The organism is Polaromonas sp. P1_G4, from assembly GCF_056405475.1.
Map to the genome: position 1 here is coordinate 1 of NZ_JBFUCA010000284.1, position 5,535 is coordinate 5,535.

The 5,535-nt window shown below is 65.1% G+C and carries 4 protein-coding genes; all 4 read right to left on the minus strand.

Features of this window, described 5'->3' with window-relative positions:
• Nucleotides 1-19 precede the first annotated feature (19 nt).
• The gene (locus tag AC1D1X_RS14460) at nt 20-2,728 is read right to left on the minus strand and encodes a DUF4118 domain-containing protein (protein WP_477668643.1); all 2,709 of its coding nucleotides are present in this window, start codon (nt 2,726-2,728) and stop codon (nt 20-22) included.
• Nucleotides 2,729-2,761: 33 nt separating this feature from the next.
• Entirely contained in the window at nt 2,762-2,938 is a 177-nt protein-coding gene (locus AC1D1X_RS14465; RefSeq protein ID WP_477668644.1) for a hypothetical protein, read from the minus strand.
• A gap of 11 nt (nt 2,939-2,949) precedes the next feature.
• Nucleotides 2,950-3,522 (minus strand): potassium-transporting ATPase subunit KdpC, encoded by a 573-nt coding sequence (gene kdpC, locus AC1D1X_RS14470; RefSeq protein WP_477698520.1) that lies wholly within the window; start codon nt 3,520-3,522, stop codon nt 2,950-2,952.
• Between the two features lie 24 nt (nt 3,523-3,546).
• A partial coding sequence (gene kdpB / locus AC1D1X_RS14475) for a potassium-transporting ATPase subunit KdpB (RefSeq protein ID WP_477698521.1) occupies nt 3,547-5,535 on the minus strand: 1,989 nt, incomplete at its 5' end.

Genomic DNA, 5,535 nt, shown 5'->3' on the forward strand with positions numbered 1-5,535 from the left:
GGGTAAAGAAGAAGAAAGGTCAGGCGGTTTCGGGCAGGCCATGCGGCGGCGGGCGGCGCGGCAGGGTGATGGTGAATTCTGCACCACCGCCCGGCGCATTGGCGGCCGTGATTTGCCCGCGGTGCGCCTGCACCACTGCCTGACAGATGGCCAGGCCCAGCCCCACGCCCGGCGTGGCCGACTCGGCCTCGCCGCGCGTGAACTTCTCGAACAGCTCATGCTCCCGGCCCTTGAGGCGGGCGGGCAGGCCGAGCCCATGGTCACGCACCGCCAGCCGCAGCGACTGCTCCGTCGTCTCCGCGCTAACCTCTATGGGCGGCTGCCCGTACTTGGCAGCGTTTTCCAGCAGGTTGACCAGCACACGTTCCATCAGCACCGCGTCAAATTCGACCAGTGGCAGATCGGCGGGTAGCGCCGCCGTGATAGCCTTGCCGGCCAGCGCATGCTGCGCCTGGCGGATCGCCGAACCAACGATTTCCTCGACCGACTGCCACTCACTCCGCAAGTTAACGGCCCCGCTTTGCAGCCGTGCCATATCCAGCAGGTTGTTGACCAGCGCGCTCAGGTGGCGCGCTTCGCCGGCGATGGCGCGCGCCGCCTGCGACTGTTCGTCGCTAAGTGGCGGCGCCGTGCGCTGCAAGGAGTCGGCCAGGCCGATCAGTGCGGTCAACGGCGTGCGCACATCGTGCGAAATCGCCGCCAGCAGCATGTTGCGCAGTTTTTCGGACTCCATCTGCACCACCGCCTGCTGGGCCACCTCGACATAGTGCACGCGCTCCTGCGCGATGGCGATCTGCCGCGCCAGGGTTTCGAGCTGCTGCATCTGCTCGGGAATCAGCAGCCAGCGCGCCTGCGCAGGCTTGAGCGCCAGCACGCCACGCACGCGCATCGGCGCCTTGAGCGGGATGTAATGCCATGCCTGGGCTGACAAGGTGGCGGTGGCCAGCCCCGCCGGCTGTTCGTTGCGGAACACCCAGTCGGCCACGCTGGCATCGAAATCCGCGGGCGGTTTGGCGGGCGAAAGCAACTGGTCGTGGCTGTCGGTCACCATCACCAGAGCCTGCCCGCCGAAGTTGCGCTGCGCGGCCGCTTCGCCGAGTTCAATGACCTGCTCACTCAGCAGCGCCGCCGACAGGTCGCGCGTGAGCTCGAACAGCGACTGCGCGCGGCGCTCACGGCTGGCCGCGATGCGCGCCTGAAAACGCAGGCCCGCCGTGAGCTGCCCGGTCAGCAACCCCACCACCAGCATGACACCGAAGGTCAACAGGTACTGCACGTCGCTGACGGCAAACGACAGGCGCGGCGCAACGAAGAAAAAGTCAAACGCCGCCACATTGAGAAAGGCCGCCAGCGCCGCCGGTCCACGCCCGAACTTCAACGCCACCAGCACCGTACCGAGCAAAAACAGCATCACGATGTTGGCGAGGTCAAAAAAGCTGAGCAAGGGCAAAGCCAGCACGGTGACGGCTGCGCTGCTGGCCGCAGCCCATGCGTATCGCGGCACGCTCTCCTGCCAGGCCGCAGCCTCGTCATCGTCGGCAGAACGCTGCACGGCGCGCGCCAGTCGCCGCGCGCTGTCGGCGTGGCCCACTTCCACGATGTCCAGGGTAGGCGCCAGCGTCGCCAGCCGGCGCGTCATGGTGGAGCCGGCCCACAGCGCGCGCCAGCCCGGCAGTTGCGGGCGCCCCACTACCAGCGTGGCGCAGTTGAGCTGCTGTGCCTGCGCCACCAGTTCGGCCGCGGCATCGCTGCCGGTCAACACCGCCGTGGCAGCCCCCAGCTCTTCGGCCAGCTGGATGACGGCGAGGATGCGGTCGCGCCTGGCGACCTCGAGAAGCTGCAGGCGCGGCGTTTCCACATAAGCCGCATGCCAGCGCACATTGAGCTGGCCGGCCAGGCGCGCCGCCGTGCGCACGGTCTGCTCGGCCCCTTCGCGCGGGCCTATGCAGGCGAGGATGGCGCCTTCGGTGTTCCAGACCGGGGAGATGGACTTCTCGACGCGGTAACTGCGCACGTCGTCTTCCACATGCTCGGCCGTGCGCCTGAGCGCGATCTCACGCAGCGCGATCAGATTGCCCTTGCGGAAGAAATTCTGCGCCGCGCGCTCAGCCTGCTGCGGCAGGTAGACCTTGCCGGCCTTCAGCCGTGCCATCAGCTCGTCGGGCGTGACGTCAACCAAAATGATTTCATCGGCGCCGTCCAGCACCGTGTCCGGTACGGTTTCATGCACGCGTATACCGGTGATGGCTCCCACCGTGCCGTTGAGGCTTTCCAGGTGCTGCACGTTGACCGCCGACCAGACGTCGATGCCGGCTTCCAGCAACTCCTGCACGTCCTGCCAGCGCTTGGCGTGGCGCGACCCCTCGACATTGCTGTGGGCGAGCTCGTCGACCAGCAACAGCGACGGCCTGCGCGCCAGCGCCGCGTCCAGGTCGAACTCTTTCAACCTGTGCCCGCGGTAGGCCACCTCCTGCAGGGGCAACTGCTCAAGCCCGGCCAGCAATTCCATGGTTTCGCTGCGGCCATGCGTTTCGACCACGCCGACCAGCACATCGCGCCCGGTCTTGCGCTCGCGCTGCGCGGCGCTGAGCATGGCGTAGGTTTTGCCCACACCGGCGCTGGCGCCGAAGTAGATGCGCAAACGGCCGCGGCGCGCTCTTTCTTCCTCGCCGCGCAGGCGGTCGAGAAGCTCGTCGGGGTCAGGGCGGGAGTCGGGAAAACTGGCCATGCCGTTGCGCTATTACTGGGTGATTCAAAAGTTTCAAAGATCGCCTCGCAAAGGGTAACACCGGGTGTGTTCTTCCTGTTCGCCTGACTCGCCATCTTTTGGCATGCCGGACTCCTGCCTTTCACCGCGGCCTGCGATCCACCAGGCCACCGCCAACGGCACGCCAAAGGCGGCCAGCGCACACAAGACCCGCAGAAGATCAGAGTCCATGGAAATTTCTCTTAACGAAGCGCTTCCAGCGCGAGGTTGAGTTGCAGCACATTCACCTGGGCCTCACCCAGAAATCCCAGCAAGGGTTGCCCGGTGTGCTGTTCGACCAGGGACTGCACCTTCTCAGGCGCCAGGCCGCGTGCTTTAGCAACGCGGGCCTCCTGGTAGCGCGCCGCAGCCGGGCTGATGTGCGGGTCCAGCCCACTGGCAGACGCCGTGACCAAGTCCACCGGCACCTGGGCCGTGTTGCCCGGATCGGCCGCTTTCAGCGCTTCGACACGGCCCTTGACCGCGTCGACCAGCGCAGGATTCAGCGGGCCCTGGTTGGAGCCGCTGGAAGCCGATGCGTTGTAAGGCATGGGCCCCGTGGCCGATGGGCGGCCCCAGAAGTTTTTGGGGTCGCTGAAGTTTTGCCCGATCAGCGAAGAGCCGACAACCTTGYCGTCACGCTGGATCAGGCTGCCGCCGGCCTGCGCCGGAAACAACGATTGCGCGGCGCCGGTCACCACCAGGGGATAAGCCACGCCGGTGACCAGGGTCAGCACAGCGAACATCACAATTGCGGGGCGAAGAATATTTGTCATGAGGATTCCTTGATATGCAGGTGTTCAGGCGAGGTTCAGTGCTACCAGCAGCAGGTCAATCGCCTTGATGCCGATAAAGGGCACGATGAGGCCGCCCAGGCCGTAAATAAGCAGGTTGCGGCGCAGCAGCGTGGCGGCGCCCACAGCGCGGTATTTCACACCCTTGAGCGCGAGCGGGATCAGGAACATGATGATCAGCGCGTTGAAAATCACCGCCGACAAAATCGCCGACGACGGGCTGCCCAGTCGCATCACATTGAGCGCGGCCAGTTGCGGGTAAGTGGTCACAAAGATCGCCGGAATGATGGCGAAGTACTTGGCCACGTCGTTGGCTATTGAAAACGTGGTGAGCGAGCCGCGCGTCATCAGCAGGGCCTTGCCGGTTTCCACGATCTCCAGCAGCTTGGTGGGGTTGGAGTCGAGATCCACCATGTTGCCGGCCTCCTTGGCGGCCTGGGTACCGCTGTTCATGGCGACCGCCACGTCGGCCTGGGCCAGGGCTGGTGCGTCATTGGTGCCGTCGCCCGTCATTGCCACCAGTCGGCCTTCGGCCTGGTATTGGCGTATCAGCTTCAGCTTGTCTTCGGGCGTGGCCTCGGCCAGGAAGTCGTCAACACCCGCCTCGGCGGCGATGGCGGCAGCCGTGAGCTTGTTGTCGCCGGTGATCATCACCGTCTTGATGCCCATGCGGCGCAATTCGCCGAAGCGTTCCTTGATGCCGGCCTTGACAATGTCTTTCAGCTCCACGATGCCCAACACCGTACTGCCGTCGGCCACGGCCAGCGGCGTGCTGCCGCGGCGCGACACGTCATCTGAAGCACGCAAAACTTCAGCCGGAACGGTTCCGCCCAGTGCTTCCACATGCTTGCGAATCGCATCGACCGCACCTTTGCGCAGTTGCCGCTTGCTTCCATCGGGGTTCAAGGCGTCCATTCCGCTCATGCGGGTTTGCGCGGTAAAGGGAACCTCAGTCACGGCCTGCATGGGCGACTGGCTCACGGCCAGCTTCAAGGCCAGCGCCACGATGCTGCGGCCCTCCGGCGTTTCATCGGCATAGGAGGCCTGCATGGCGCAGGTGGCGAGCGCTTTTTCAGACACGCCGGGTGCGGGCAAAAAGCTCGAAGCCTGGCGGTTGCCGTGGGTGATGGTGCCGGTCTTGTCCAGCAGCAGCACATCCACGTCGCCGGCAGCCTCAACCGCGCGGCCCGACGTGGCGATGACATTGGCCTGCATCATGCGGCTCATGCCGGCCACACCCACGGCCGACAGCAGGCCGCCAATCGTGGTCGGGATCAGGCAGACCAGCAAGGCCACCAGTGCAGTGATGCTCACCACCGTGCCCGCCCCCACCGCGCCCACGCTGAACACTGAGAAGGGCAGCAAGGTGACCGTGACCACCAGGAAGACGATGGTCAGCGCCACCAACAGGATGGTCAGTGCGATTTCATTGGGCGTCTTCTGCCGTTTGGCGCCTTCGACCATGCTGATCATGCGGTCCAGGAAGGATTCGCCAGGGTTGACCGTGATGCGTACCACCAGCCAGTCGGACAGCACGCGTGTGCCGCCGGTCACTGCGGAGAAGTCGCCGCCCGACTCGCGCACCACCGGGGCCGATTCGCCGGTGATGGCACTTTCGTCGACCGAGGCCACGCCTTCAATCACTTCTCCGTCCAACGGAACCATGTCGCCGGCATCGACCAGCACCACGTCTCCTTTTCTAAGATTTTCAGCTTCTTGCGGCAGGAATGTGGAACCATGCCGGGGCTCCTTGAGCTTCTTGGCCCAGGTGCTTTTTTTCAGGCTCCGCAGCGATGCGGCTTGTGCCTTGCTACGGCCTTCGGCCAAGGCTTCGGCGAAGTTGGCGAACAACACGGTGAACCACAGCCAGACGGCCACGGCAAAGATAAATCCGGCCGGTGCTTCGCCCTGCCCCTGCAGGGCCTGCAGGCCCAGCAAGGTCGTGAGAATGCTGCCGATATAGACGACAAACATGACCGGGTTGCGCCACTGCAC